Annotated in this window: 20 protein-coding genes; 11 read left to right on the forward strand and 9 right to left on the reverse strand. The window is 71.3% G+C overall.

The genetic code is table 11. The features are described from left to right. Positions 1-72 precede the first annotated feature (72 nt). From Q9G87_RS44310 to Q9G87_RS44335, 6 genes are all read left to right on the forward strand, one after another. A complete protein-coding gene (locus tag Q9G87_RS44310; RefSeq protein ID WP_305922638.1) occupies positions 73-1,197 on the forward strand; it encodes a hypothetical protein in 1,125 nt (374 codons plus the stop codon). 160 nt (positions 1,198-1,357) lie between these two features. Beyond that, entirely contained in the window at positions 1,358-2,353 is a 996-nt protein-coding gene (locus Q9G87_RS44315; protein ID WP_305922639.1) for a LacI family DNA-binding transcriptional regulator, read from the forward strand. Further along, positions 2,350-3,123, forward strand: a complete 774-nt coding sequence (locus Q9G87_RS44320; protein WP_305922640.1) for a sugar phosphate isomerase/epimerase family protein — start codon at positions 2,350-2,352, stop codon at positions 3,121-3,123. The genes Q9G87_RS44315 and Q9G87_RS44320 overlap by 4 nt, the downstream gene beginning before the upstream one ends. Before the next feature lie 32 nt (positions 3,124-3,155). Beyond that, positions 3,156-4,052 carry an alkaline phosphatase family protein gene (locus Q9G87_RS44325; protein WP_305922641.1) on the forward strand — a complete coding sequence of 299 codons (897 nt, stop codon included), beginning with the start codon at positions 3,156-3,158 and terminating at the stop codon, positions 4,050-4,052. An 83-nt stretch (positions 4,053-4,135) separates the two neighbouring features. After that, complete coding sequence (locus Q9G87_RS44330) at positions 4,136-6,718, forward strand: PEP/pyruvate-binding domain-containing protein (protein WP_305922642.1); 2,583 nt, start codon at positions 4,136-4,138, stop codon at positions 6,716-6,718. A gap of 4 nt (positions 6,719-6,722) precedes the next feature. Continuing rightward, positions 6,723-7,334, forward strand: coding sequence for a class I SAM-dependent methyltransferase (locus tag Q9G87_RS44335; RefSeq protein ID WP_305922643.1), 612 nt, complete (start codon positions 6,723-6,725; stop codon positions 7,332-7,334). Between the two features lie 63 nt (positions 7,335-7,397). On the opposite strand, the gene Q9G87_RS44340 is transcribed toward Q9G87_RS44335, so the two are convergent. The 4 genes from Q9G87_RS44340 to ligD form a co-directional block, all read right to left on the reverse strand. After that, on the reverse strand, positions 7,398-8,246 hold the full coding sequence (locus tag Q9G87_RS44340) for a sugar phosphate isomerase/epimerase family protein (RefSeq protein ID WP_305922644.1): 849 nt from the start codon (positions 8,244-8,246) through the stop codon (positions 7,398-7,400). Then, positions 8,243-9,406, reverse strand: coding sequence for a dihydrodipicolinate synthase family protein (locus tag Q9G87_RS44345; RefSeq protein ID WP_371825925.1), 1,164 nt, complete (start codon positions 9,404-9,406; stop codon positions 8,243-8,245). Before Q9G87_RS44345 ends, Q9G87_RS44340 begins: the two co-directional genes overlap by 4 nt. Next, positions 9,406-10,551 (reverse strand): Gfo/Idh/MocA family protein, encoded by a 1,146-nt coding sequence (locus Q9G87_RS44350; RefSeq protein ID WP_305922646.1) that lies wholly within the window; start codon positions 10,549-10,551, stop codon positions 9,406-9,408. Before Q9G87_RS44350 ends, Q9G87_RS44345 begins: the two co-directional genes overlap by 1 nt. A 278-nt stretch (positions 10,552-10,829) precedes the next feature. After that, complete coding sequence (gene ligD, locus Q9G87_RS44355) at positions 10,830-11,831, reverse strand: non-homologous end-joining DNA ligase (RefSeq protein ID WP_305922647.1); 1,002 nt, start codon at positions 11,829-11,831, stop codon at positions 10,830-10,832. A gap of 354 nt (positions 11,832-12,185) precedes the next feature. Between ligD and msrB the strand changes: the two genes are divergently transcribed. Further along, positions 12,186-12,587, forward strand: coding sequence for a peptide-methionine (R)-S-oxide reductase MsrB (gene msrB / locus Q9G87_RS44360; protein ID WP_305922648.1), 402 nt, complete (start codon positions 12,186-12,188; stop codon positions 12,585-12,587). Positions 12,588-12,750: 163 nt separating this feature from the next. Here msrB and Q9G87_RS44365 read toward each other — a convergent pair whose 3' ends face one another. The 3 genes from Q9G87_RS44365 to hemG all read right to left on the reverse strand — a co-directional run bounded on the left by Q9G87_RS44365 (position 12,751) and on the right by hemG (position 15,836). Then, positions 12,751-13,566 (reverse strand): hypothetical protein, encoded by an 816-nt coding sequence (locus tag Q9G87_RS44365; RefSeq protein WP_305922649.1) that lies wholly within the window; start codon positions 13,564-13,566, stop codon positions 12,751-12,753. Between the two features lie 159 nt (positions 13,567-13,725). After that, positions 13,726-14,427 carry a hydrogen peroxide-dependent heme synthase gene (gene hemQ / locus Q9G87_RS44370; protein WP_305922650.1) on the reverse strand — a complete coding sequence of 234 codons (702 nt, stop codon included), beginning with the start codon at positions 14,425-14,427 and terminating at the stop codon, positions 13,726-13,728. A 5-nt stretch (positions 14,428-14,432) separates the two neighbouring features. Next, positions 14,433-15,836: a protoporphyrinogen oxidase gene (gene hemG / locus Q9G87_RS44375; protein WP_305922651.1), complete on the reverse strand. Its 1,404-nt coding sequence runs from the start codon at positions 15,834-15,836 to the stop codon at positions 14,433-14,435. A 118-nt stretch (positions 15,837-15,954) separates the two neighbouring features. On the opposite strand from hemG, the gene Q9G87_RS44380 reads away from it, so the two are divergent. Then, complete coding sequence (locus tag Q9G87_RS44380; RefSeq protein WP_305922652.1) at positions 15,955-16,926, forward strand: DUF4349 domain-containing protein; 972 nt, start codon at positions 15,955-15,957, stop codon at positions 16,924-16,926. A 120-nt stretch (positions 16,927-17,046) separates the two neighbouring features. Here Q9G87_RS44380 and hemE read toward each other — a convergent pair whose 3' ends face one another. Beyond that, the gene (gene hemE / locus Q9G87_RS44385; protein ID WP_371825926.1) at positions 17,047-18,003 is read right to left on the reverse strand and encodes a uroporphyrinogen decarboxylase; all 957 of its coding nucleotides are present in this window, start codon (positions 18,001-18,003) and stop codon (positions 17,047-17,049) included. A 659-nt stretch (positions 18,004-18,662) separates the two neighbouring features. On the opposite strand from hemE, the gene Q9G87_RS44390 reads away from it, so the two are divergent. After that, positions 18,663-19,247 carry a DUF3000 domain-containing protein gene (locus tag Q9G87_RS44390; RefSeq protein WP_305922654.1) on the forward strand — a complete coding sequence of 195 codons (585 nt, stop codon included), beginning with the start codon at positions 18,663-18,665 and terminating at the stop codon, positions 19,245-19,247. A 58-nt stretch (positions 19,248-19,305) separates the two neighbouring features. After that, positions 19,306-20,526: a ribonuclease D gene (locus Q9G87_RS44395; RefSeq protein WP_305922655.1), complete on the forward strand. Its 1,221-nt coding sequence runs from the start codon at positions 19,306-19,308 to the stop codon at positions 20,524-20,526. Positions 20,527-20,612: 86 nt separating this feature from the next. On the opposite strand, the gene Q9G87_RS44400 is transcribed toward Q9G87_RS44395, so the two are convergent. After that, on the reverse strand, positions 20,613-21,263 hold the full coding sequence (locus Q9G87_RS44400) for a TetR/AcrR family transcriptional regulator (protein ID WP_305922656.1): 651 nt from the start codon (positions 21,261-21,263) through the stop codon (positions 20,613-20,615). A gap of 113 nt (positions 21,264-21,376) precedes the next feature. On the opposite strand from Q9G87_RS44400, the gene Q9G87_RS44405 reads away from it, so the two are divergent. Next, positions 21,377-22,375 carry a zinc-binding dehydrogenase gene (locus Q9G87_RS44405; RefSeq protein ID WP_305922657.1) on the forward strand — a complete coding sequence of 333 codons (999 nt, stop codon included), beginning with the start codon at positions 21,377-21,379 and terminating at the stop codon, positions 22,373-22,375. The last annotated feature ends 564 nt before the right edge of the window (positions 22,376-22,939 follow it).

A 22,939-nucleotide genomic window follows, 5' to 3' on the forward strand; every position in this document is an offset into this window, starting at 1 on the left:
GCGCGCGACGAGAACGACAGGCCATACGAGGATGGGCAGGGTAGGTCGTTAAACCCGGAGCTGACGGGTGACGTGCTGTCGCCGCGGTGGAGCACCGATGACACCGACGAGCAGCCTGCCATCCAGGTCGTCGGCAACGAGACCTACATCATGCCGCCCAATTCGCTGACCGGTGAGCCGCAGTTGGTGGGCCGCGACGGCGTGCGTGACGTGCTCGACGACGGCCCGGCGGCCTCGCACGATCTGCTGAGCGGCGGGCCCCGCGACCTGGGCGGCGGCCCGCAGGACGTGCTGGGCGACCCCGGTGGCCCGTACGACGTGCTCGGCGGCCACAGCGGTCCCCATGACGTCCTTGGTGGCCACAGCAGTCCTCCCGACGCGCTTGGCGGTCCTTACGACGTGCTCGGTGGCCACAGCGGTCCCCATGACGTGCTCGGCGATGCCAGTGGCCCGCATGACGCTCTGCCGGAGCACAGTGGACCGCATCAGGTCGAGGACGGAGCCCCGTACCTGCCGCTCGACCGGAGCTACGAGGGGGGCTACACCGACGACCGCGAGGAGGAGCAGACCAAGCGCGGCTTTCTCGGCTCGGGGTGGACCGACGACTCTCGCGGCGGGCGCTCGGGCGGCGACCGGGAGGTGCGGCGCCGCACCAGGAAGCTGCTCGTGGCGGCGGCCGCGGTGGTGCTGGTCGGGGTGGGGGCCGGGTTCATGCTCACCGGCACCTCGTCGGACGACCCGTGCCAGGGCGGCCAGTGTGCCAGCGCTGGGGAGGTGACCACGCCCTCCGACACCGCGGCTCCCGAGGACACGCCGGCCGAGGAGGCCACTCCCGAGCCCGACGATTCGGCCACCTCGGAGCCGACCGATACCGAGTCCGCAATGCCCACCCCGACGGCCCAGCGGGCGCGGCCGACTCGCGAGCCGGCCGCGCGTCCCACCTCCACCCGCGCCGGCGAGCCGACCAAGAAGGCCACCAGCAAGGCCACCCGGCCGCCGGTGAGCGAGATGCAGGACACGAACCCGGACCCGGACACGGACTCGCGTCCCCAGAGCGGGCAGTCGGACAGCAAGCAGCAGCAGCCCACGCAGCCGAGCAGCAGCCAGCCGGCGCAGCAGCCCACCACCCAGGCGCCCGCGCCGACGCCGACGCAGGAGGAACGGAAGGGACTGCTCGACATCCTCTTCCCCTGGTGACGCTCCCACGGGCCGGGGATGACTCGCTCCGCACCCCGGCCCGCTGCTGCCGGCCGTCCCGCCCTGCCCGGGGGCGTTCTGTCGTCTGGCGCCCGGGCATGTAAGGATGCGGATCCAGGTGCTGTTCTGGCACACTGGAAACCGCTTTCCGGGAGGTCACGTGGTCACGCTTGAGGACGTCGCCAGGCAGGCGGGCGTCTCGCTGGCGACCGCCTCGCGGGTGCTCAACGGCAGCACCCGCCAGGTCGGCGCGGCCCTGCGAGCGCGCGTCGAGCAGGCCGCCGACGAGCTGGGCTATCGGGCCAACATCGCGGCCCAGACGCTGGCCCGCGGGGCCGGCAACGTCATCGGCATCGTCGTGCACGACCTGACCGACCCCTACTTCGCGGCCCTGGCCGACGGGGCGATGCGGGCCGCGGCCACCGAGGGCCTGCTGGTCGTGGTGGGCACCACGCATCGCGACCCGGAGCAGGAGATCGCCTACGTGGCCACGCTCAACGCCCAGCGCGTGCGGGCCGTGCTGCTGGTCGGCTCCCGCGTGGCCGATCCGGCCGTCACCGGGCGGCTCCGCGACGAGCTGGCCCGATACCGCTCGGGCGGCGGCCGGGCGGCCTGTGTTGGTCAGGATCTGCTGGGAGTGGACACCGTCGCGCCCGCCAACCGGGAGGGAGCGGCGGAGCTGGCACGCGCGCTGGCCGGGCTCGGGCACACCCGCTTCGCGGTGCTCGCCGGGCCGCCGCACCTGGTGACCGCCGCCGACCGCTGCGCCGGGTTCGCCGGGGCGCTGGAGGAGTTGGGGCTGCCCGCACCGCACGTGATCCACGGGCCGTTCGACCGCGACGGCGGCTACGCGGCCGCCCAGCAGGTGGGCGAGGACACGACGTGCGTGTTCGCGGTCAACGACGTGATGGCGGTCGGGGCGCTGGCGGCCTACCGCGAACGCGGAATCCGGGTGCCGGAGGACGTGTCGGTGGCCGGTTTCGACGACATCGTGACCCTGCGGGATCACGTGCCGGCGCTCACCACGGTGCGGCTGCCGTTGAAGGCCATGGGTGCGCGGGCGCTGGAGCTGGCACTGGGCGAGGAAGAGGCTGTCGTCGTCGAGCAGGTCGCTGGCGAGGTCGTGTTGCGGGAAAGCGTACGGAGGCTGATGTGAGGCTGGCGGTCAGCACGCTGGGGATGCCCGGCGAGGACCTGGACCGGGCGATCGAGATCGCGACCGGGTCCGGGTGCCAAGGGCTGGAGCTGCGCCTGCACCCGGACACCGGGGTGCACGCCGGGCTGGACTCGGCGGAGCGGCGTTCGGTGCGGGAGCGGGTGGAGCGCGCGGGTCTGGAGATCTCCGCCCTTGCCGGCTATGTCGGGATCTGCGAGCCGGGGCCGGACGAGCCGGTCCTGGAAGCGCTCCTCGCCGACCTGCGGCTCGCCGCCGACCTGGGCGCGCCCGGGGTCCGGGTGTTCCCGCGCGGCGACGATCCGGCCGTCGGCGCCCGAAGGTTGAAGGCCGTCTCCGGCACGGCGGCCACGCTCGGCCGCCGCGTGCTCGTCGAGACGCACGACAGCATGGCCACCTGCGCGGCCGTGGCGGGGCTGCTCGCCGAGGCGGCCTGCCCCGAGACCACGGGAGCGATCTGGGATCTGCTGCACCCGTGGCGGCACGGCGAGTCCCCGGCCGACTCGCTGGCCGCGCTCGGTCCCTACCTGTCCTACGTCCAGGTCAAGGACGCGGTCTCGGCGCAGGACACCACGCCGGTGCCGATGGGCGCCGGATCCGTGCCGCTGGAGGAGGCGGGCGCGTTGCTGCGCGAGGCCGGATACGACGGGTGGGTGTCGCTGGAGTGGGAGCGCACGTGGTATCCGCAGGTCGCGCCGGTTGAGGAGATCCTGCCCGGAGCGGCTGACTGGGTGCGGAGGTTCACCGCTTAGATAGGGGGATGCCCCTACCTAGGAACAAAGTCTTGGTCGTCGGGATGGACGGCCTGCGGTTCGACCTGCTCGCCGCGTCGGGCGCCCCCGTGCTGACCGCGTTGATGTCCACCGGCGCGTACGGCACCAGCCTGCTCCCGTACGGCGAGGCCGGCGCGCCCCGCACGGAGTCGCCCGGCGAGGTCGTGCCCAAGAGCCCGGAGCCGGGGGACGGCGGCCGGGTCATCAAGTCCCGCACCGACTCGGGGCCGGGCTGGTCGTCCATCGCGACCGGAGCCTGGCCCGACAAACACGGCATCGTGGACAACGGCTTCGCCGACCCCCAGTTCCAGAAATTTCCGGACTTCCTGACTCGTGCGAAGAATGCCCGGCCGGACTGCGTGACCTCAGCGTTCTTCTCCTGGGCGGCGCTCGCCGACCACGGCGCGTTCGGTCCGGTCATCGACCACCGATTCGTGCTGGACGGGTACACCTGCGGCTGGGCCGAGGCCGACAAGCAGGTCACCGAGGCCGCCGAGCGGCACTTGGCTGACGACCACCCCGACGCCGTGTTCGTGTACCTGGGCGACACCGACGAGGTGGCCCACGACCTCGGCCCGCACGGCCCCGAGTACGCCGCCGCCCTCCAAGCCCAGGACGCGTACCTGGGCCGCCTGCTCGACACGATCCGCGCGCGGCCGTCGTACCCGGGCGAGCGCTGGACCGTGTTCGTCACCACCGACCACGGACACGTGGACGAGGGCGGCCATGGGGGCACCTCGGACGAGGAGCGCACGGTCTTCGTGATCGCCGCCCGGCTCGGCGAGGACCTGGGCGGCCGCTCGCTCGGCACACCGCGCCTGGTCGACGTGGCGCCGTCGGTGCTGGCGGCACTGGGGGTGCCGATCGATCCGGAATGGGACCTGGACGGCCGGCCACTGGAGCCATGACCTCGGAGTTCATCACGTGTTGAATTTCTGCCGAAAAAGCGGGAAACTGAGTGACAGGACGCTGAACGGCTGGAGTGCACTCGATGAACACGGCACTGGACTTCTCCGAGATCGACGGCGGGATGCTGGCCGAGGTGGGCGGCAAGGCCGCCAACCTCGGCGAGCTGACCAGGGCCGGGCTGCCCGTGCCGCCCGGCTGGGTGCTCACCACGGAGGCCTACCGTCAGGTCGCGGACGGGCTGGAGACCGGCGGAGAAGGGCTGGCCGAGCGCGCCAGGCGGCACCTGCTCCAAGCCCCGGTGCCGGCCGCCGTGCACGAGACGATCGTGAAGCACTACGCCGCGCTCGGCCCCGACGTCCCGGTGGCGGTGCGCTCGTCGGCCACGGCCGAGGACCTGCCGTTCGCCAGCTTCGCCGGGCAGCAGGAGACCTACCTCAACGTCGTGGGCGCCGAGGCGGTGGTCGAGGCCGTACGCCGCTGCTGGGCCTCCCTCTGGACCGACCGCGCCGTGGCCTACCGCGAGTCCAACGGCATCGACCACGCCGCCGTGCGCCTCGCGGTGGTCGTCCAGGTCATGGTGGACTCCCAGATCGCCGGGGTGATGTTCACCGCCAACCCGGTCACGGGCCGGCGGCGCGAGACCGTCATCGACGCCAGCCCGGGGCTGGGCGAGGCCGTCGTCTCCGGCGCCGTCAACCCCGACCGCTTCGTGGTGTACTCGCGCGAGATCCTCGAACGCCACGCCGGCGACAAGCGGCTGGCCATCCGCTCCCTGCCCGGCGGCGGCACCGAGCGGGTCGAGACCACCCACGACGGCCTCTGCCTGACCGACGCCCAGGTCCTCGCGCTGGCCGAGCTGGGCGCCCGGGTCGAGGACCACTACGGCGCGCCGCAGGACACCGAGTGGGCCATCGACGCGGACGGCACGCTCTGGCTCACCCAGGCCAGGCCGATCACCACCCTCTACCCGCTGCCGGAGACCACCAGGGAGGGCCTGCGGGTCTTCTTCTCGGTCAACGTGGCCCAAGGCGTCATGGGGCCGATCACGCCGCTGGGGCTGTCGGCGTTCAAACTGATCAGCGGCGGCGCCGCGAGCCTGCCCGGTTACGGCCCCGCCGACCCGCTCGACGGCCCGCCCTTCGTGTCCGTTTCAGGGCAGCGCCTGTGGCTCGACATCACCACCGCCGTACGCAGCCGCCCCGGCCGCGCCATCCTCCCGCGCGCGCTGACGCTCGGCGAGGCCCGCACCGCCACCGTCATGGAGCGGCTGGTGGAGGACCCTCGCCTGTCGCTCGTCCACACCTCCCGCCGCCCGTTCCTGCGCGCCCTCGCGCGCTTCGCCCACCGCGTCCATGCCCCGTCGCGTGTCCTGATGGCCCTGACCAGGCCGGAGAGGGCTCTGGCCTATGCCGCCCGGCTCGGCGGAGAGCTCGACAAGAGGCTCCAGGTGCCCGATTCCGCCACCCCCGCACAGCGGCTGGATCACGCCGAGCGCATGCTGGCCGGCACCTTTCCCACCATCATCTCGATCATGCCCATCGTGATCACCGGGTACGGCCTGTTCGCGCTGGCGTCCAAGCTGTCCGGTGTGCCGCTGGCCGAGATGCAGGACGTGCTGCGCAGCGTCCCGCACAACCCGACCACGGAGATGGACCTGGAGTTGTGGGCCCTGGCCACCCGTATCGAGCCGGAGCCGTTCAAGGAACTGCCGGTCGCCGAGCTGGTCCGCTGCTACAAGGAGGGCGGCCTGCCGCCCGTCGCACAGCGCGAGATCACCGCGTTCCTGGACAAATACGGCCACCGCGGCGTCGCGGAGATCGACCTGGGCGTGCCCCGATGGTCGGAGGAGCCCGCGCACATTCTCGGCGTGCTGGCCAACTACCTGCGCATGGACCTGCAGCAGGATGGGGGCGCCGACCTCGCTCCCGCCGCGCTGTTCGCCAAGGGCGCCGAGCAGGCGCAGGCCGCCATCGCACACGTGGTGACGCAGGCCCGGCGCAGGGCCCGCTGGCGGGGTGCCGTGGCGCGGTTCGGGCTCCGGCGCACCAGGAAGTTCGCCGGCCTGCGTGAGCTGCCCAAGTTCTACCTGGTCAAGACGCTCGCCGCGGTGCGGCACAGCCTCTTCGCGGTCGGCGAGCACCTGGTGGGGCTCGGCGTGCTCGACGCGGCCGAGGACGTGTTCTTCCTGGACCTGCGGGAGGTCAGGGCCGCGCTCGGCGGAGGCGACCTGCGGGCGGTCGTGGCCGAGCGGCGGGCGGCGTACGAGCAGGAGCGGCGCCGCAGGCACGTCCCCCGAGTCCTGCTGTCCGACGGCACCGAGCCGGAGGCGCTGGCGGTCGCCGCCGCGGACGGCGCGCTGATCGGCACGGCCGCCTCGGCGGGCACCGTCACCGGCGTGGCCAGGGTGGTGCTCGACCCGGTCGGCGCGCACCTGGAGCCTGGCGAGATCCTGGTCTGCCCGTCCACCGACCCCGGCTGGACGCCGCTGTTCCTCACGGCCGGTGGCCTTGTCATGGAGATGGGCGGCGCCATGTCGCACGGCGCGGTGGTGGCCCGCGAGTACGGCATCCCCGCCGTCGTCGGCGTCCCCGACGCCACCCACCGCATCAGCACGGGCCAGGAAATCGAAGTGAACGGCGCGGCGGGCACCGTGACGCTAATGTGATCAAATGCCCGAGGCGTACTGGAACCACAACGTTCACTACCAGCAGCTCGTGCTGAAGCTCCTGCCGGAAGGCTGCGAGCACGCGCTCGACGTCGGCTGCGGCGACGGGCTGCTGGTGAGCAAGCTGGCCGCCCGCGTGCCGGCCGTAACCGGTGTGGATCGTTCCGCCGACGCGATCGCGATGGCGCGTCGGCAGTATGGCGACCTGGACAACGTCACCTTCGTGGAGGCCGACTACCTCGATGACGCGAAAGGCCTGCTCTCCGAGGGCAAGTACGACTTCGTCACCGCCGTCGCCGTCGTCCACCACGCGGACTTCGGCGCGGCCATGAACGGCCTGATCGGGCTGCTGGCGCCGGGCGGCCGGCTCGTGATCATCGGCATCGCGCGGGACCGCACACTCCTGGACCACGTCGTGCGCCTCGCCGGACAGACGGTCTCGCACGTGCTCAAGCTGTTCCACGGCGGCAAGCGCGGGCCCGGCGTGCCGGGCATGGACCCCGTCATCACCAAGGGACAGGTCGCCAAGGAGGCCCGTGTGCTGTTGCCCGGCAGCCGCTTCCGACGCCTGCTGCTCCGCCGCTACCTGCTGACCTGGGACAAACCGGAGCGCTGACTTGGGACGAGCCCGAGCGCTGACCGAGCGGCGGCCCCTTCGAGCCGCCGCTCCGAGGCCTTCTTACGGACGGGCCACCACCACGTCCTCGTAGCGGGCCTTCATCGTGGCCACCACCTCGTCCGGGTCGGCGGCCCAGATGTCGGCGTTGAAGATCTCCACCTCGACGTCGCCGGTGTAGCCGGCGTCCAGGACCGCACGCGTGATCGGCTTGAAGTCGATCACGCCGTCGCCCATCATGCCCCGGCCGAGCAGCACGTCCTCCGGCAGCGGGTGCAGGTAGTCGCACACCTGGTAGGACGCGATCCGGCGGCCGGCCCGCGCGATGTCGTCGAACACCCTCGGGTCCCACCACACGTGGAACGTGTCGACCACCACGCCGACCTGCTCCTCCGGGTGCGCCAGCGCCAGGTCGAGCGCCTGGCCCAGCGTGGACAGGACCGCACGGTCCGGGCAGTAGATCGGGTGCAGCGGCTCCAGGGCCAGCTTGACGCCCCGCTCACCGGCGTACGGCGCCAGCTCCGCCAGTGCCTCGGCCACCCGCTCGCGCGCGCCTGCCAGATCCCGCGACGCGCCCGCGGTCAGCGGCTCGCCCGGCTGCACACCGGGCAGGCCGCCCACCACCATCACCAGGCAGGCCGCCTCCAGCTCGGCCGCCTCGTCGATGGCGCGGCGGTTGTCCTCGAGCGCTTCGGCGAACGCCTTGCCGCTGGTGGTGAGGAAGCCGCCGCGGCACAGCGAGGACACCCGCAGGCCCGCGTCCCGCACCAGCTTGACACTCTCCGCCAGGCCCTGCTCGGCCACGTTCTGCCGCCACAGCCCGATCGCCTCCAGGCCGTGCCGCACGCACCCGTCCACGGCCTCCGCCACGGACCAGCGCTTGGTCGTCCACTGGTTGAGTGAAAGGCTCATAGCCCGTTCACCGCCAGCAGCGCCTTCATGCGGTGCACGGCCAGCTCCTGATCGGACAGTAGCCCGGCCTGGTCGGCCAGGTGGAACACCTCCGACAGGTGCAGCAGCGAGCGGGCCGACTGGGCGCCGTTCACCATGGCGAACGCGTCCTGGTGGCCGTTCAGCCAGGCCAGGAAGACGATGCCGGTCTTGTAGTTGTACGTGGGCGTCTCGAAGATCTTCCGCGACAGCGGTACCGTCGGGCCGAGGATCTCGTCGTACGAGGCCAGCAGCCGGTCACGGCCCGCCTCGTCGCAGGCCGCCTCGGCCGCGTCCAGCACCTGCAGTGCCGCCGCGGCCGCCGGGGCGATCGCGTCGAAGATGCCCAGCAGCGCGTGCGAGCCCGTCTTGATCAGCGACGGGTAGTTGAAGTCGTCGCCCGTGTAGAGCTTGACGCCCTCGGGGAGCGCGGCGCGCAGGCGTACCTCGTGCTCCTCGTCCAGCAGCGACACCTTCACGCCGTCCACCATCGAGGCGTGGGCGTGGATCAGCTCCAGGAACGACTCGGTCGCGGCGTCCACGTCCCGCGAGCCCCAGTAGCCGGCCAGCTGCGGGTCGAACATCTCGCCTAGCCAGTGCAGGATCACCGGACGGTCGGCCAGGCCGAAGAGCTTTCCGTACACCTGGTGGTAGTCCTGCGGCCCCGCGGCCACCTTGGCGAGCTGTCGGGAGGCCATGATGATCACGCCGGCGCCGGCCGACTGGACGGTCTCCAGCTGCTCGGCGTACGCGGCCGTGATGGTGTGCAGGTCGGCGGCGTCAGGCGCGTGGTCGGTGCCGGCCCCGCAGGCCACCAGCGTCGCCGGGTCGCCGAACGAGCGGGCCTCGGCGGCGCTGCGCCAGATGAGCTCCTTGGTCGCCGCCCAGTCCAGGCCCATGTTGCGCTGCGCGGTGTCCATCGCGTCGGCGATCCGCAGGCCGTGCGACCACAGGTGGCGGCGGAAGCGGAGGGTGGCGTCCCAGTCCACGGCGGCGGGGGAGCCGGGCGTGTTGTCGCCGAGCGGGTCGGCCACCACGTGGGCGGCCGCGTACACGATGCGGCTGGTCGCCGGCGTCTCCGACACCGGCCAGACCGTCGGCTCGGCCAGCGTGTACGCGCCGACGCCGGGCAGATCGATCATCACAGCCCCGGCACCTCGATCCTGCGGCCCTCGGCGGACGAGCGCAGGCCCAGCTCGGCGAGCTGCACGCCGCGAGCGCCCGACGCGAAGTCGTACGGGAAGGGCGCGTCCTCCAGCACGTGCTTGATGAACGCCTCCCACTGGATCTTGAACCCGTTGTCGAACTCGGCGTTGTCCGGCACCTCCTGCCAGCCGTCGCGGAAGCGCGCCGTGACCGGCAGATCGGGGTTCCAGACCGGCTTGGGGGTGGCCGAGCGGTGCTGCACGCGGCAGTTGCGCAGGCCCGCCACGGCGCTGCCGTGCGTGCCGTCCACCTGGAACTCCACCAGCTCGTCCCGGTTCACGCGGACGGTCCATGAGGAGTTGATCTGCGCGACGATGCCGCCTTCAAGCTCGAAGACGCCGTACGCGGCGTCGTCCGCGGTGGCCTGGTACGTCTTGCCCTGCTCGTCCACACGTGACGGGACGTGCGTCACGGCGCGGGCGTAGACCGACTCGACCCGGCCGAACAGGTTCTCCATCACGTAGTGCCAGTGCGGGAACATGTCCAGGACGATGCCGCCGCCGTCCTCGGCCCGGTAGTTCCACGAGGGGCGCTGCGCCTCCTGCCAGTCGCCCTCGAACACCCAGTAGCCGAACTCGCCGCGCACCGACAGGATGCGGCCGAAGAAGCCGCCGTCGATCAGCCGCTTCAGCTTGAGCAGGCCGGGCAGGAACAGCTTGTCCTGGACCACGCCGTTCTTGATGCCCTTGGCGGTGGCGGCCTCGGCCAGCGCCACCGCCTCCTGCGTGGACTCGGCGGTCGGCTTCTCGGCGTAGATGTGCTTGCCGGCCTCGATGGCCTTCAGCACGGCCTTCACCCTGGCGCTGGTGACCTGGGCGTCGAAGTAGATCACATTGTCGTCGTCGGCGAGGGCCGCGTCGAGGTCAGTGGTGAAATCCGAAATCCCATGCTTCGACGCGATATCTGCCAATTTGTCGGCATTCCGGCCGACCAGCACCGGCTTGAGCTTCACCCGGGCGCCGTCCGAGAGCGTCACACCGCCCTGTTCGTTGATCGCCAGGACGGACCGGACCAAGTGCTGGCGGTAGCCCATCCGCCCGGTGACGCCGTTCATCACGACGCCGATGGTGCGCACGCTCATTGAGGATCCCTTCAGGTCAAACGGGTGAGGAAAGCGCTTTCCCGAACCGTACGGCCGCCCCACCGGGGGCGTCAAGTAGCGCCTCCCTTAACCACCGATCACAGGGTACGGAGTGGCACGTCCGTGCCAGTCACAGGGGTCGTCACGGCTCTTGCGAGATGCCTGCGCTGGAAGGCCGCCTGCGGGCTGGGACTGCACGACACGCCACCGCCACCGGCGCCCACCCGTCGAACGCGCCGTCGCCTGGATCGTCGCGCGGGGCAGCCGGCGCTCAGTTACTAGTCGGCGCGCCTGGCCCGGCTCGGCTGGACCCGCATCGGCTCCCCCGGCATCTTGGGGTAGTTGGGCGGGTATGGCATGTCGCCGCGTTCGTCCTTGGCGTACATCTCCAGCAGGGGCTCGATCGAGTATGACCGGTCGTCGATGTCCGCGTGCACGTCGCCCACGTCGGCGAAGCGGGCCGGGACCGTGCGGATGTCGAAGTCCCGCGGGTCGGCGTCGGCCAGCTCGTCCCAGGTCAGCGGCGTCGAGACGGGGGCGTGCGGCTGGGCCCTGACGGAGTAGGCGCTGACCACCGTGCGGTCGCGGGCGTTCTGGTTGAAGTCGATGAAGACCCGGTCCCCGCGCTCCTCCTTCCACCACGCCGTGGTCACCAGGCTCGGGTCCCGCTCCTCGACGGCTCTGGCCAGGGCGATGCCGGCGTGGCGGACCTGGACGAAGTCCCAGCGCGGCTCGATGCGCACGGCGATGTGCGCGCCCCTGTTGCCCGACGTCTTGACGAATCCGGTCATCCCCAGCTCGCCCAGCACGTCCCTGGTGAGGAACGCGGCCTTGCGCGCGGCCTCGAAGTCCAGGCCGGGCTGAGGGTCCAGGTCGATGCGCAACTCGTCGGGGTGCTCGACGTCGGAGGCCCGCACCTGCCAGGGGTGGAAGTCGATGGTGCCCAGGTTGGCGCAGTAGGCGATGGCGGCCACCTCGGTGACCCGCACGGACTGCGCCGTCCGGCCGCTCGGGAACGTGACGGTGACCGACTGGAGCCAGTCGGGATGCTTGGGCGGCATGCGCTTCTGGTAGATCGCCTCGGTCTGCACGCCGTCGGGGTGGCGCTTGAGGTTGGTCGGCCGGTCTTTCAGCGCCCGCAGGACGCCGTCGCCGACGCTCACGTAGTAGGCGACCAGTTCGCGCTTCGTGGCGCCGATCTCCGGAAAGTACACCTTGTCGGGGTTGGTGACCTTGACGGTCCGCTCGCCAACCTCGAGCTCTATGAACGGCGATGCCATGCCCCCGAACCTACTACCGTCCTGCGACATTGAGGCGGATCCGCCCCCGCGGGGTACAGAACAGGGCGGGCCCGCCCCGGAGCCGCCTCGGTGGCGGGACCGAGGGCTCGACGGGGCGGGCCAACAGATCGTCCGTCGCCGTTCCGGGCGCTGGCGCGCCACCCGGTCGGCCGTGACGATCCCCAGCGGCTCCAGCACGGGCGTGGGCTGTGCCGCTCGGCGGGATCTGCGGACGATCTCACCCCTTGGCAGGAGGCGATGACACCCCCTTGCCTACAAAGACGCGAATTCTCCCCAGAATGGATGCTTCACCCAGTGGAGATCTCTTTTTGCCGGATCTCGTACCCTGGACGTATGGAAAAGGTCGTCAAGAGCGAGGCCGAGTGGCGGGTCCAGCTTGCCCCCGAGGAGTTCCACGTCCTCAGGGAAGCCGGGACCGAGCGCCCGTTCACGGGGGAGTACGTCGACACCAAGACCGAGGGCGTCTACTCGTGCCGCGCCTGCGGGGCCGAGCTGTTCCGGTCCGACACGAAGTTCGAATCCCACTGCGGGTGGCCGAGCTTCTTCGCGCCTGCCGACTCCGATGCGGTGACGCTGATCGAGGACCGCAGTCACGGCATGGTCCGGGTCGAGGTCCGGTGCGCTCGGTGCGACTCGCATCTGGGGCACGTGTTCCACGGCGAGGGTTATCCGACTCCGACCGACGATCGCTACTGCATCAATTCGGTCTCACTGCGGCTCGAGTCCAAGGCGTGATCGACTCGCGACTCCGCGTATCAACCTTCTGCCACGGGTAAAGAATCCCGCGTGGGGTTCCGCCATCTCCGCCACCGCTGGGTGACGATCGAGGCTATCGGCCGCATCGTGACCCAGCGGTGCCAGGTGTGCGCGAAAACACGGGTGCGAGTGCGGTGACCGCTCAGTCCGGCGCCGGGTGGGTGACGCGGCAGCTCCGGTCGGAGGGGCCGAGGATGTTGGCGAGCACCGGGTTGCCGTTCCCGCCGAACCTGGCCTGCACGAACACGACCGGCCTGGCCACCCCGGCGGCCTTCAGATAGGCGAGGCCGCGCTTGCACAACGTTATGGCGTGAGGGGAATTGTGCGCCGTTTCCGGTAAATCAGTATAAATCCGCAAATATCCGCCGATGGTGCGAATGTCGTTAAGGCGTTTCAGCGCCTTGTCGTCCGGGCCCCAGTGCGTACGGAAATACTCCTCCGCCCGCCGGTCCGTATGCGCCGAGGGCCCGTCGGCGCGGTAGCCATCGGTGTCGTCCATCCCCGGCACCAGGAGCACGGGCTCCTCCGGCCCCTCCTCTGGCGGCGCCGAACCCTCGACCACGTCAGGCGCGGCGGAGCCCGCCACCGCGTCGGGAGTCTCTTCCCGCACAGGGGTCTTGGTCTCCTTCGGCACGGCCTGCTCGATCTCGCGCGCCTTGGCCTGGCCACTCGACCTCGGACTCGCCGCCCCCGCCCGGCCCGGCAGCGCCGCGGACGGGCTCGCCTCCTCCGCCCGCGCGTGCGGCCCGGCCTGCGTCGGCGACCTGGAGGCCACCGGCGCCCCGCCGAAGGTCCCGCCCGTGCCCAGCAGCCCGGCCACTCCACCGGCCAGCGCCAATGCCCCCAGCACCAGCCCCCGCCGCACGGCACGGCGACGCCGCCGCCCGTGCCGCGAGCGGCCCGCCGCGTGCCGACCGGGCGGGCGCCGTCCGCGGCCCGGCCCTCCGGATGTCTCCACCCGCCCCTCCTTGCCCCCGTGGAACGTGCCACCACACGTCACATCCCACGAACAAGGGATTTCCCTGATTCTGACAAAGGGGGTAGATCACTTCAGTTGGATCGCCAACTTGGATCCGACTCTCCCCCCGATCAAGGACGCCGGGCTCGGGTCGGCGGATTACGGCAGGGCGGCGACCAGTTCGCGGACCGGCTTGCGCGCGCCGGTGTAGAACGGGATCTCGACGCGGGTGTGGCGGCGGGCCTGCGCGCCCCGCAGCGTCCGCATCAGGTCGACGATCCGGTGCAGCTCGTCGGCCTCGAACGCCAGCATCCACTCGTAGTCGTTGAGCGAGAAGCAGGCCACGGTGTTGGCCCGCACGTCAGGATAGTCGCGCGCCATCCTGCCGTGCTCGGCCAGCATGGCCCGCCGCTCGGAGTCCTCCAGCAGATACCACTCATATGAGCGGACGAACGGATAAACGCTCACATACGCCCGCGGCTCCTCCTCCGCGAGGAACGCAGGAATGTGCGACTTGTTGAACTCGGCCGGCCGGTGCAACGCCATCGCCGACCACACGGGCCTGCTGTGCCGCCCGAGCGTGGTGCGGCGGAACCTGGCGTAGACGTCCTGCAGATCCTCGGGCGTGGCCGCGTGCCACCAGAACATGTAGTCGGCGTCGGCCCGCAACCCGGCCACGTCGTAGACCCCCCTGGTCACGACGTCCTTGCCGGCGGCCTGCTCCAGCAACTCCTCGACCTCGCCCGCCAGGCCGTCACGGTCAACGGGACACGGCTCGGTCACCTGGAAGACCGACCACATCGTGTAACGGATCACTTGGTTGAGATCGCGGGCCTTGAGCCGCGGAGCTGCCTCTGTCATGGTTCCTATTCTCCTCGCAGGGACAGGTGGTCGAGAATCCGGGCGGCGGCCGTGCGGGCGGTGCCGACGCAGGCCGGGATGCCGATGCCGTCGTAGGCGGCGCCGCAGACGGCCAGCCCCGGCTGCATCGCGACCGCCGCGCGCACGCGCGCCACCCGATCCAGGTGTCCCACGTTGTACTGCGGCAGCCCGCCGCCCCAGCGCGTCACCCTGCTGTCGACCGGCAGCCCCCGCGCGCCCATCACGTCGGCCATCTCCGCCGTGGCCAGCGACACCAGCTCGGTGTCTTCGCGGTGCAGCAGGTGCTCCTCGCCGATCCTGCCGATCGAGCAGCGCAGGATCACCAGGTCCCCGGCCAGGTGGGGCCACTTCACCGAGCTGAACGTGACCGCCTTGACCGGTCTCCCCTCGACGGGCGGCACCAGGTAGCCGCTGAAGGCGGGCGGTTCGGGGAAGGCGCCCAGCGGGTAAGCGAGCGTGACGATGGCCATGCTGGCGTATTCGATCCTGGCCAGCTCCCCGGCCGCCTTGGGCGCCTCGGCCTTGAGGAGCCGGGCCGCGGCCGGCCCCGGCACCGCGACGATCACCGCGTCGGCTTCGATCGTCTCGGGTCTGGGCACCGGACCGGTCACCAGCCGCCAGCCCTGCTCGGTCCTGTGCAGCTCGCGTACGGTAACCCCCGTCCTGACGTCGGCCCCCGACGCTTTGGCGACCGCCTCGGGGAGCGCGCCGACGCCGTGCGCCAGCGAGGTGAAAACCGGCCCGGCGTCTTTGGGCGTCTCCTCCACGAGGTGCCGGGCCGCCGTCAGCAGCGAGCGCTCGGAACGGGCGACGGCCGCCACCCGCGGCATCGTGGCCTCCAGCGACAACATGTCGGAACGGCCTGCGTAGACGCCGCCGAGCAGCGGCTCCACCAGCCGGTCCACGACCTCGCCGCCCATCCTCGCGCGGATGTAGGCGGCCACGGACACGTCGGTGCGCACCAGCGTGGGCGGCAGGATCTGGTCGAGCGGCACGCGCAGCAGCCCGCCGGGCGAGATGATGCCCGACTTGGCCAGCTCGGTCAGGTCGGCGGGGACGCCCATGACCTGCCCCTTCGGCATCGGGCGCAGCGCGCCCCTGGTGTAGACGGCCGATTGCATGGTGCCGGGGAACACCAGGGCGTCGCCGAGCCCGACGGCCCTGGCCAGCTCGGCGCCCTCGGGCCGCCTGGCCAGCATGGCCTCGGCGCCCGCGTCGACGCTCACCCCGGCGACCTCCGAGACGTGCAACTTGCCCCCGACGCGCGGGCCCGCCTCGAGCACGGTCACCTTGACCCGCTCGCCGGCGCCCTGCCGGATGTACCAAGCGGCGGCGAGACCGGAGATTCCCGCGCCGACGACGACCACGTGCGCCCGATTCCCTTCCACGCCTCCTGACGCTACCGCCTCATGGGCGTGGCCAGCCGCTCGGGGCCGCGAGGGACACGGTGACCGTACCGTGATTCCCGCCTTCAAACCGGGGTGATCCGCACGCCGTCTTAGAGGCATGAGGAGAATCCGGTACGGCATCGCGTTATCGGCCGCCTGCGTGGCTCTGGCTCTGGCGGGCTGCGGTGGCAGCACGTTGACGAGCACCTCGGAAGCGGCCGGAGCCCCCGCCCCCGCCCGCGCGGACGCGGCCAGGGACGAGGCCGCCACCGCCGAGGTCCAGGCCAAGCAGCCCCAGGCTCAGAAGCAGGGCGGCCAGGACGGCATCGTCTCGAACGTCAAGGTCACGCAGCAGGAGCGGCAGGTCATCTACACCGGCAGCATGACCGTGCGGGTCAAGAAGGTCGCCGCCGCCGTCGAGCAGGCCAAGCAGATCGTGACCGCGGCCGGCGGCTACCTGTCCAAGGAGGAGAGCCGCTCGGCCAGCGACTCCCGGGACTCGGCGACGCTGGAGTTCAAGATCCCGCCGAACGGGTACGGCGGAGTGCTCGGGCGGCTCGGCAAGGACCTGGGCACGCAGATCTCCATGAACCAGGCCACCCAGGACGTCACGCTGAAGATCGCCGACGTCAACAGCCGGCTGAAGTCGGCCGAGCAGGCGCTGGAGTCGCTGCGTTCGCTGCTGAAGCGGGCCGACACGATCGGGCACGTGCTGGAGGTCGAGCGGGAGATCTCCGCTCGGGAGGCCGACCTGGAGTCGCTGCAGGCGCAGCAGAAGGAGCTGGCTGCCCAGGTGTCCATGGCCACGCTGACGCTGCGGCTGCTGGGGCCGGTCGCGGTCGCGGAGGAGCCGGAAGAGGAGGAGCCTGCCGGGTTCCTCGGGGGGCTCAAGTCGGGATGGAGCGGGCTGGTGTCCTTCACGAAGGTGGTGCTCACGGTGCTGGGCGCGGTGCTGCCGTGGACGATCGTCGCGCTGCCTCTGGTGGCGCTGCTGGTCTACCTGGTTCGCCGTGACCGCGCCCGACGCCCCGGGATCCCGGCGCCTCCCTCTGGCCCGCGCCCGGGCGACCCGGACCCGGAAGCCGCCTGACCGGCAGCCGCGCCGCCCGGCATCGACGCGGCGCTTCACAGTGAGGCGCGTCGAAGGCGGTGAGGCGCGGCGCATCACAGGGCGCTATGCGGTGGCGCGCTCACGCGAGCGGCGCGGGTGTCAGGACTCGGGGGTGAAGGCGTGGACCAGGTCGGTGAGGCGCTTGAGCTGGTCGGGGTCGGTCGAAGGGAGCACGCCGTGCCCCAGGTTGAACACGTGCCCTTCGGCCGCCCGCCCTCGCCGCAGCACCTCGCGGGCCTTGCGCTCGACCACCTCCCACGGCGCCAGCAGGATCGCCGGGTCCAGGTTGCCCTGCAGTGCCTTGCCGGGCCCGACCCGGCGGGCCGCCTCGTCCAGCGGCACCCGCCAGTCGACTCCCACCACGTCGGCGCCCGCCTCCCCGAGCACGCCGAGCAGCTCGCCGGTGCCCACGCCGAAGTGGATGCGCGGCACGCCGGCGATGCCCTCGAAGATCCGCCGGGTGTGCGGCAGGATGAACTCCCGGTAGTCGTCCGGCGCCACCGCCCCCACCCAGGAGTCGAAGAGCTGCACGGCCGAGGCGCCTGCCGCGATCTGGATGCGCAGGTGCTCCAGCACGATGCCGGACAGCCGCTCCATCAGCGCATGCCACAGCTCCGGCGCCCCGTACATCATGGCCTTGGTGCGGTCGTGGTTCTTGGACGGGCCGCCCTCGATCAGGTAGGAGCCGAGCGTGAACGGCGCCCCCGCGAACCCGATCAGCGGCGTGCCGCCCAGCTCGCCGGTCAGCGCCCGGATGGACTCGGTGACGAACGGCACGTCGTCGGGCTCCAGGGGGCGCAGCGAATCGAGCCCCTTGGCATCGCGGATGGGGTCGGCGACGACCGGCCCGACGCCCGGCTTGATGTCGAGGTCGACGCCGATGGCCTTGAGCGGCACCACGATGTCGCTGAAGAAGATGGCCGCGTCCACGCCGTAGCGGCGGACGGGCTGCATGGTGATCTCGACGATCAGGTCCGGCGTCGCGCAGGCGGTGAGCATCGGCACGCCCTCGCGCACTTTGAGGTATTCCGGCAGCGACCGGCCGGCCTGGCGCATATACCAGACCGGGGTGTGCGGGACGGGCCGGCGGCGGCAGGCACGCAGGAACGCTGAGTCGGCGAGGTTCACCCCACAAGGGTGCCATGCTCGGGGGCCGGTCCCCGCATCGGCAGCGAGGTGTCGGAAAAACATCCATTGGACACCCCAAATCATGATCAGATAGCGGGATGAAGGTTTACCGGTCCGCTCGGCGACGGCATCGCACACGGGTCGAACACGGCCCATGGCGTACCAGAGAGCCGGTCTCGACTGGGTCAAATGTTCGCCAACCCACCGCGCGGCACCGATTCAGCGACCACTTTCGGGACACGCCGAGCGCGTTGCGGGGAATTGTCAGCGGCTCGTGCCAACGTCGGACCCACAACCCGAAGGAAAGGCCCCGTGCGATGACCGCGTTGTGGAGTTCCACAGAGCGCCGCAGTGAGCGCTGCGCCTCCTGCGCTGGTGAGCGGCTGTTCGAGCAGCCGCCGTGCTTCGACGGACACGGGCCGGGAGAGTGCCCGGAATGGGCCTGCGTCGAGTGCGGCCACGCGATCATGCTCGGCTCCGCCGAGACCACCACAGCGGCTCGCCGGTTCGTTATGGCTGCGGCTTGATCACCAAGGATGAGCACCCCCGTGGTCCCCTTCCGTCCGATATCGACCTACGCTTCGGCTATGACACTCGGTGACCAGCCACCGCCACCCGCGGCGTTCACGCGCGCGGCGGAGAGCCTGCGGCTGTCCGAGGTCAGGCCGGAGATCGAGCTGGAGGACCTGCCCGCGCCTCAGCGGCTGGCCCCCTACTCGGCCGCGATCGGCGCGTCGGTCTACCGCGACGACGACGAGCTCGCGGTGGGCAGGCTGATCCTGCTCTACGACCCCGACGGCCAGCGCGGCTGGGAAGGCCCGTTTCGGCTGGTGGCGTACGTGCGGGCCGACATGGAGCCGGAGATCACCTCCGATCCGCTGCTCGGGCCCGTCGCGTGGAGCTGGCTGACCGAGGCGCTCGACGCCCATCAAGCCGACTACTCCGCCGCTGGCGGTACCGTGACTAGAGCCGTGTCAGAGGGGTTCGGCAACAAAGCCGAAGACCCGGTCACGACCGAGCTCGAGCTGCGGGCCTCCTGGTCACCCGCCCAGGAGGATCTCTCCGGCCACGTCGCCGCCTGGTGCGACCTGATGTGCCTGGCGGCGGGGATCCCGCCGCTCCCGCCGGATGTGGCCGCGCTGCCCCGCCGACGTGATGAAACCGGAGAGTGACCGAACGAAGTGAGGGCACCAGTCAATACAGCACCCGCGTCATGAGGCCGGTGAACTCGTGACAGAAGAACGCACCGTCGAGCCGCTGCTCGAGCCGCGCGAGGGCATTCCGCCGGTGATCGAGGACGCGGACGGTTTCGCCATGGTCGTGGAGCGGTTCGCCGCGGGCAGTGGCCCGGTGGCCGTCGACGCCGAGCGTGCCTCGGGCTACCGCTACGGCAACCGTGCCTACCTGGTGCAGTTGCGCCGCGCCGGGGCGGGGACCGCGCTGATCGACCCGACCTCCTGCCCCGATCTGTCCGCGCTCGACGCGGCCGTGGCCGAGGCGGAGATCGTGCTGCACGCCGCGTCGCAGGACCTGCCGTGCCTGCTGGAGGTCGGGTTCCGGCCGCGCGAGATGTTCGACACCGAGCTGGCAGGCCGGCTGCTCGGTTACGAGCGCGTGGGACTCGGCACGATGGTCGAGACGGTGCTCGGGCTACGGCTGGAGAAGGGCCACTCGGCCGCCGACTGGTCGACCAGGCCGCTGCCCGAGGACTGGCTGCGCTACGCGGCGCTGGACGTGGAGGTGCTGGTCGAGCTGCGGGACGCGCTCCACAAGGAGCTGACGGACAGCGGAAAGCTGGAGTGGGCGCGCGAGGAGTTCGCCGCCGTGCTCAACACCCCGCCGCCGGCGCCCCGGTCGGATCCGTGGCGGCGCACGTCGGGCATCCACAAGGTACGCAACGTCCGGGCGCTGGCCATCGTGCGCGAGTTGTGGACCATGCGCGACCGGATCGCCCGCGAGGCCGATCTCGCCCCCGGCCGGGTCCTGCCGGATGCGGCGATCATCACGGCCGCGCTCGAAGGGCCTCGCACCAAGAAGGCCTTGACCGAAATCTCGGCTTTCACGGGGCGCAGCGCACGCCGCCACATGAGCGACTGGCTCGCCGCCGTCAACCGGGCCCGCAACCTGTCCGACAGCCAGCTTCCCCAGCCCAGCACGCCCGGGGACGGCCCACCGCCGCCCAACCGCTGGGCCGACCGCGACCCGGCCGCCGCCAAGCGCCTGGCCGCGGCGCGCGCCGTGGTGGCGGCGCTGGCCGACGAGCACCACATGCCGACGGAAAACCTGCTGCAGCCGGACGCGGTGCGGCGGCTGACCTGGGAGCCGCCGGACGAGATCACGGACGAGACGGTCGCGGCCCGGCTGCGCGAGTTGGGCGCCCGCGAATGGCAGCTCTCCCTCACCGCCCATCCCATCGCCAAGGCGCTTTCCCGCCTCGAGGTGGTGTCCTGATCGTTCTTTACGCGGGTGCCGCAGCCGGCCACCGGAGCGGCGAGCGGCAGCTTGCGCGCTGGCCGAGGCCGCCATCCGGATATGGGTCACCGACCCTCACCGCCGTGCACGAGTCCGTCGATGTGTGACGGCGCGGACGTGAGCGTGTCCCACGCGGCCATCGCGCAGGTGATGACCGTTTCCAACTCGGCGCGGGTGGCGCCGTCGCGGGCTTGTACGGATAGGCCCTGCACCACGGTGGTGTAGTAGCGGGCGATGGCGTCGAGGCCGGCGGGCGGCGCGGTGAGGTCGCTGTCGGCGACGCCGCGGGCGAGCCGGTCTTTGATGGTGGTGAGCATGTCGCGCCGGAGATCGGCCAGGAACTCCCGGACCGCGTGGTTTTCCACGGCGCCGGTGGGCGCGGCCAGGATGAGCATGCAGTAGTGCGGCGTGTCCGGGCGGGTGATCTCATCGGCGGTGGCGCGGAGCATGGCCTCGATTGCGGCGCGCGCGGTCGGTTGTTCGCGCAGCGCGCGCCTGGGCGGCTCGCCCGAGGTCGCGCCGTAGAGCGCCATGACCTTGCGGAACAGATCCTGCTTGCTGCCGAAGCAGGCGTAGATGCTGGCCGAGGCGATTCCCATGGCCTCGGCCAGGTCGTTGAGCGACGTCCCCTCGTAGCCCCGCTCCCAGAACAGGTCCAGCGCCGTGCGCAAGGCGGTGTCCGGGTCGAAGGTGCGCGGCCTCCCGCGAGTAGCCATCCAGCGTCCCCTCCGGACTTCTTTGTCGTTCGACCGACTTTACCTTGACCCCAGCCAGAGCGCCGTGCCACGGTTTGTTTGTCGTTCGATAAATAAATAGGAAGGCGACCGCCATGAGTATTCCGTCCACCATGCGCGCCCTGCAGCAGACGTCACTGAACGGCCCGCAGGACCTGTGCCTGATCACCGACGTGCCGGTACCGAACCCAGGCCCGGGCGAGGTCCTGATCCGGGTCACCGCCGCCGGCGTCAACTTCGTCGACATCTCGCAGGCCCGCGGCACGTTCGCAGGCGGTCCGCAGCCGCCATATCTGGCGGGCATCGAGGGGGCGGGTGAAGTGACCGCCGTTGGCGAGGGGGTGACCGGCCTGGAGCCCGGCGCCCACGTCATCGGCGTCGGCATCGGAGGCGGCGCCTTCGCCGAGTACATGGTGCTGCCCGCGGCGGCGGCGGTCCCCGTGCCGGCGGGCTGGGCGGACGAGCAGGCGCTGGGCATGGTCGTCAACTGGCCGACCGCGCTGGCGGCGCTCAAGCCACTGGGCCGCATCGCCGCAGGGCAGACCGTGCTGATCCACGCCGCGGCCGGCGGGACCGGCCAGGCCGCGGTGAAGATGGCCAAGCACTACGGCGCGACGGTGATCGCCACGGCCTCTCCGGGCAAGCACGAGGTGGTACGGGCGCAAGGCGCCGACCACGTCATCGACTCCCGCGGCGCCGACCTCGCCGCCGAGGTCCTGCGACTGACCGGCGGCGCGGGCGCCGATCTGGTGCTGGAGTCGGTCGGCGGCGCCACCCTCGACGCCAGCCTGGCCGCGACCAAGCGGGTCACCGGCCGGGTCGTCGTCTATGGCGTGGTCGGCGGGGAAGCCGCGATCACCAACTGGGAGCTGGTTTACAAGCACCAGATCCACGTCATCGGCCTGAACATCGGCATCCTGATCCAGTCCGCACCGCAAATCTTCGGCGACGTCATGGGTGAGATGTTCGGGCTCCTCGCAGCCGGAGTGCTCGGCCCCGGCCGGCCCACCATCTATGAGCTGGCCGAGGGGCCGAAGGCACTCGCGGAACTGGAAGCGCGGGCCACTGTGGGCAAGCTGGCACTCCTGCCCTGAGCCCGCCATCGCGATGGCCTGCCAGGATCGCAGACCCAAGCGCAGGCGAATCCTCCTGATCTCAACTCCGTACAGGCCCAACACGGCCTGAGGCCGTCGCGTGCACGCACCGGCTCCAGGGCACGCTGCTCGTCGCGCGCCAAGGGGCCGATCAGTCCCCGGTGCCGGAGAAGGTTCGACGATAATGTTCGGCCGCCTGGGCCATGTCGCGACTCAGGAGGTCGAACACCGATCTGCCGATCTTCGCCGGGGCGGGCGAGCCTGGATCAGCGTCTTCGGTTCTCTGTGTTTACATGAGTAAAACGGACATCAGCGTAGCCTCGTCGCATGCCAGCCGGGGCAGGGAAGCGATCCGGTGGAAGCCGAAGCCGCGTCCGCCCGGCGAGACGGGCGGACCGTGGCTGAGAACCGCGTCATCGGGGCCTGACTCCGCATTCCTGGAGGGAGTGCGGCTCTTGGGCCACCGCCCCGCCGAACGCTGTCCCGTTGGTGCGGACACCAACGGTGGCGGGGACCGGACGCCAGTCAGACACCCGGCTGTGACTGAACATTACCATCCGATTA

The sequence above is a fragment of the Nonomuraea turcica genome (assembly GCF_030718205.1).
In the GTDB taxonomy this organism is placed as follows: domain Bacteria; phylum Actinomycetota; class Actinomycetes; order Streptosporangiales; family Streptosporangiaceae; genus Nonomuraea.